Source organism: Sphingomonas sp. (assembly GCF_042096255.1).
In the GTDB taxonomy this organism is placed as follows: Bacteria; Pseudomonadota; Alphaproteobacteria; order Sphingomonadales; family Sphingomonadaceae; genus Sphingomonas.
In genome coordinates this window covers 1-4,686 of record NZ_JBELLZ010000159.1, presented here as the reverse complement: position 1 = coordinate 4,686, position 4,686 = coordinate 1, and the positions used below count along the sequence as shown (strand labels likewise).

The following is a 4,686-nucleotide window of genomic DNA, read 5'->3' as shown; positions in this document are numbered from 1 at the left end:
ATCCGCACTTTGCGCCTGGGCGGCGGGCTGTCCGGCTTCACCAAGCGGAGCGAGAGCGAATACGACCCGTTCGGCGCCGCGCATTCCTCCACCTCGATCTCGGCGGCCTTGGGCTTCGCCACCGCCAACCGCATCGCCGGCCAGCCCGGCAAGGCGATCGCGGTGATCGGCGATGGCGCGATGTCCGCAGGGATGGCCTATGAGGCGATGAACAATGCGGTGGAGGCGGGCAACCGCCTCGTCGTGATCCTCAATGACAATGATATGTCGATCGCCCCGCCGGTCGGCGGCCTCTCCGCCTATCTCAGCCGCATCGTTTCCAGCCGCAGCTTCCTGGGCCTGCGCGACCAGCTCAAGCGCCTCGCCAAGAAGCTGCCGCGCCCGATCGCCGATGTCGCGCGCAAGACCGACGAGTTCGCCCGCGGCATGGCGATGGGCGGCACGCTCTTTGAGGAGCTCGGCTTCTACTACGTCGGCCCGATCGATGGCCACAATCTCGACCAGCTGATCCCCGTGCTGGAGAATGTCCGCGACGCGCACGAGGGACCGATCCTCGTCCATGTCGTCACCAAGAAGGGCAAGGGCTACGCGCCGGCCGAGAATGCCGCGGACAAGTACCACGGCGTCCAGAAGTTCGACGTGGTGTCGGGCGTCCAGGCCAAGGCGCCACCGGGGCCGCCCGCCTATCAGAACGTGTTCGGCGACGCGCTGGCCAATGAGGCGGACCGCGACCCCACCATCTGCGCGATCACCGCGGCGATGCCCTCGGGCACCGGCGTCGACCGTTTCGCCAGGCGCCACCCCGACCGCAGCTTCGATGTCGGCATCGCCGAGCAGCATGCGGTCACCTTCGCCGCCGGCCTCGCCGCGCAGGGCATGCGGCCGTTCTGCGCGATCTATTCCACCTTCCTCCAGCGCGCCTACGACCAGGTGGTGCATGACGTCGCCATCCAGAACCTGCCGGTCCGCTTCGCGATCGACCGCGCGGGCCTCGTCGGTGCGGATGGCGCCACCCACGCGGGCAGCTTCGACGTCACCTATCTCGCGACGCTACCCAACTTCGTGGTGATGGCCCCCGCCGACGAGGCGGAGCTGGTCCACATGACGCACACCTGCGCGCTCTACGACGACGGCCCGATCGCGGTCCGCTATCCGCGCGGCAACGGCACCGGCGTCGCGCTGCCGCAAGCGCCCGAGCGACTGCCGATCGGCAAGGGCCGCGTGGTGCGAGAAGGCAAGACGGTGGCGATCCTCTCGCTCGGCACCCGCCTGGGCGAGGCGCTCCGGGCGGCGGACCAGCTGGAGGCCAAGGGCCTGTCCACCACCGTCGCCGACCTGCGCTTCGCCAAGCCGCTCGACACCGCGCTGATCCGCCGGCTGCTGACCAGCCACGAGGTGGCGGTGACGATCGAGGAAGGCGCGGTCGGCGGGCTCGGCGCGCATGTGCTGACGCTTGCCAGCGACGAGGGCCTGATCGACAACGGCCTCCGCCTGCGCACCCTGCGCCTGCCCGATCGCTTCCAGGACCAGGATGCGCCCGCGGTGCAGTACGCCGAGGCCGGGCTGGACGCCGACGCGATCGTCGCCAGCGTGCTCTCCGCGCTGCGCCACAACGACCTCCAGCAGGGCGCCTCGGCCTGATGCCGCCGCGGCTGGTCCTTCACGAGGATCCGGTCTCGGGCAATTGCTACAAGATCCGGCTCACCGCCGCGCATGTCGACGTGCCGCTGGAACGCCGCGCCTATGACATCCTCAAGGGCGAGACGCGCACGTCCGCCTTCCTCGGCGAGGTCGACGCGGGCGGGCGCATCCCCGTGCTCCAGATCGGCGACGACTTCCTGCCCGAGAGCAACGCCGCCTGCGTGTACCTCGCGCACGGCAGCGCGCTGATCCCCGCCGACCGCTTCGACCATGCCGACATGCTGCGCTGGATGTTCTGGGAGCAATATAGCCACGAGCCCAATGTCGCGACGCTTCGCTTCTGGCGCCGCTACGTCGGCGAGGGGGCGCTGAGCGAGGCGCAGGCGGCGCTGCTCCCCGCCAAGAAGGCCGCTGGCCGCGCCGCGCTGGCGCAGATGGACGCGCATCTGTCGCGCGCCGACTGGATGGCGGCGGGGCGCTTCACCCTCGCCGACATCGCGCTCTACGCCTATACCCATGTCGCAGGTGAGGGCGGCTTCGATCTTGCCGCCTATCCCAACGTGCAGCGCTGGCTCGACCGCGTCGCCGCGCAGCCGGGGCACGTCCTGTTCGAGTAGTGCTCCCCTCCGTTCGTCCTGAGGCCCTCCTCAGGACGAACGGAGGGGAGCAGGCTGCGACGAACCGTGCAACAGCACGCGACCGACGACGTTCTAACAAGTTACCTGACGCAAAGGCGTAACATCGCCGCTACGTGCCTGTCACAATAATATCGCATAGGCTCCTCTCGGAGGGCCAATCATGCCGACGACCGCCGAGACTGCGACGATCGCCGACATCGTCGATTTTGCTGACTTCGCCAGTGCGCATCCGCATGTTCCCGAGCGGATCGGGACGCGTGAGCGCTATCGCACGATCTGGATCTCGGACGTCCATCTCGGCACGCGCGGCTGCAATGCCGAAATGCTGATCGACTTCCTCGACCATGTCGACAGCGACACCATGTATCTGGTCGGCGACATCATCGACGGCTGGCGCCTCAAGAAGAAGTTCTACTGGCCCGCCGCCCACAACGACGTGGTCGGCCGGCTGATGAAGCGCGCGCGCCGCGGCACGCGGATGGTCTACATCCCCGGCAACCATGACGAGATGTTCCGCCAGTTCGCGGGTCTCGACTTCGGCGGCATCGCGATCCGCCGCAAGGCGATCCACGAGACCGCGGACGGCCGCCGCCTGCTCGTCCTCCACGGCGACGAGTTCGACGCGATCACGCTCGGCCACCGCTGGCTCGCCCATGTCGGCGATTTCGCCTACAACGCGCTGATGGCGCTCAACCGCTGGACGTCCGCGGTGCGCCGCCGCCTTGGCATGCCGTATTGGTCGCTGTCGAAGCACGCCAAGGCCAAGGTGAAGAACGCGGTCAACTTCATCTCGAACTTCGAGGAAGTGGTCGCGCATGCGGCGGGGTCGCGCGGCGTCGATGGCGTGATCTGCGGGCACATCCATACCGCCGAGATCCGCGAGATCGAGGGCATCACCTATTATAACGACGGCGACTGGGTCGAAGGCTGCAACGCCCTGGTCGAGCATCACGACGGCCGCATGGAACTGCTGCACTGGGCAGACGTCGTGAATGCACGCCGCGCCACGGTGGTGCCGCTCGCCGCCTGAGGCTTCCGCCATGCGCATCGCCATCGTTACCGACGCCTGGGCCCCGCAGGTCAATGGCGTCGTTCGGACGCTGGAGGCGACGCGCCGCGCGCTGGAGGGCGAGGGGCACCAGGTGCTGGTGATCTCGCCCGAGGGTCGCCGCTCCTGGCCGTGCCCCACCTATCCCGAGATCCGGCTGGCACCCGCGCGGCCGAGCGCGATCGGCGCGCAGATCGCCGGCTTCGGCTCGCAAGCGGTACACATCGCCACGGAGGGGCCGCTCGGCCTCGCCGCGCGCGCCTGGTGCCTGCGCACCGGCACGCCGTTCACCACCGCCTATCACACCCAGTTTCCGGACTATGTGTCGCAGCGCACCGGCCTCAGCCCGGAGGTGTTCTGGCGCTACATCCGCTGGTTCCACACGCCCTCGCGCGCGATCCTCGCCTCCACCGGCTCGATCCGCGCGACGCTGGCGGCGCATGGCCTTTCCCACAGTCGCGCCTGGGGGCGTGGGGTGGATCTGTCGCTGTTCGGCCCGGACGGCCCGGTCGATACCGCGGTGCGCGCGCTGCCCGGCCCGGTGTTGCTCCATGTCGGCCGTGTCGCGCCCGAGAAGAACATCGAGGCGTTCCTGGCCCTCGACGTGCCGGGCAGCAAGGTCGTCGTCGGCGACGGCCCGGCCCGCGCAGCACTCCAGGCGCGCTATCCGCACGCGCACTTCCTGGGGGCGCGGTTCGGCCGCGAGCTCGCCGCCATCTACCGCGCCGCCGATACGCTCGTCTTCCCCAGCCGCACCGACACGTTCGGGCTGGTGATGATCGAGGCGCTGGCCTGCGGCACCCCGGTCGCGGCCTATCCGGTCACCGGCCCGGTCGACGTGCTGACGCCTGCGACCGGCGCAATGGACGAAGACCTGGCCGCGGCAGTGGGGAGGGCGCTGACGCTCGATCGCAATGCGTGCGCCGCGCATGGCTCGGGCTTCACCTGGGCGGCCAGTGCGCGCCAGTTCCTCGATGCGCTTGTGCCGATCCCGCCGCTGCGGGCGGCGGCATAGGTTCAAAGCAGCTTCCGATCACCTCAAGCCGTTCGTGCTGAGCGAAGTCGAAGCACATGCCCTGCCGTCGCCCTTGCCCTTCGACTTCGCTCAGGGCGAACGGATCGATTCGTTCCGATCACCCCCTCAGAACGAAACCCGCGCGCGCGCCATCACCCGGTCGCCATCCTCGCTGAGGTCGGTGCCACCCGCCGGCCGGTCCGCCCGCCCGATGTCGGTGCCGACATAATCGACCCCGAAGGTCAGCCGCCCGATCACATAATCCGCGGACAGCCGCCAATCCATGTAGCGGCCACCCGGCCGCAGCCGGCCCGCGCGTGGGTTCCCGTCCCCATCGCCCGAGG

Annotated in this window: 4 protein-coding genes and 1 pseudogene; 4 read left to right on the top strand and 1 reads right to left on the bottom strand. The window is 69.3% G+C overall.

All coding sequences use genetic code 11. The features are described from left to right. The 4 genes from dxs to ACFDTH_RS17505 all read left to right on the top strand — a co-directional run. Window positions 1-1,641 (top strand): 1-deoxy-D-xylulose-5-phosphate synthase (gene dxs / locus ACFDTH_RS17520; RefSeq protein ID WP_375288836.1); only part of this gene is annotated, 1,641 nt, incomplete at its 5' end. Further along, a complete protein-coding gene (locus ACFDTH_RS17515; RefSeq protein WP_375288835.1) occupies window positions 1,641-2,258 on the top strand; it encodes a glutathione S-transferase family protein in 618 nt (205 codons plus the stop codon). The genes dxs and ACFDTH_RS17515, both read left to right, overlap by 1 nt. 181 nt (window positions 2,259-2,439) lie before the next feature. Then, a complete protein-coding gene (locus tag ACFDTH_RS17510) occupies window positions 2,440-3,309 on the top strand; it encodes a UDP-2,3-diacylglucosamine diphosphatase (protein WP_375288834.1) in 870 nt (289 codons plus the stop codon). Between the two features lie 10 nt (window positions 3,310-3,319). Then, on the top strand, window positions 3,320-4,342 hold the full coding sequence (locus ACFDTH_RS17505; RefSeq protein WP_375288833.1) for a glycosyltransferase family 4 protein: 1,023 nt from the start codon (window positions 3,320-3,322) through the stop codon (window positions 4,340-4,342). 126 nt (window positions 4,343-4,468) lie between these two features. Here ACFDTH_RS17505 and ACFDTH_RS17500 read toward each other — a convergent pair. Next, a pseudogene (locus tag ACFDTH_RS17500) lies at window positions 4,469-4,686 on the bottom strand (hypothetical protein); the annotation flags it as partial.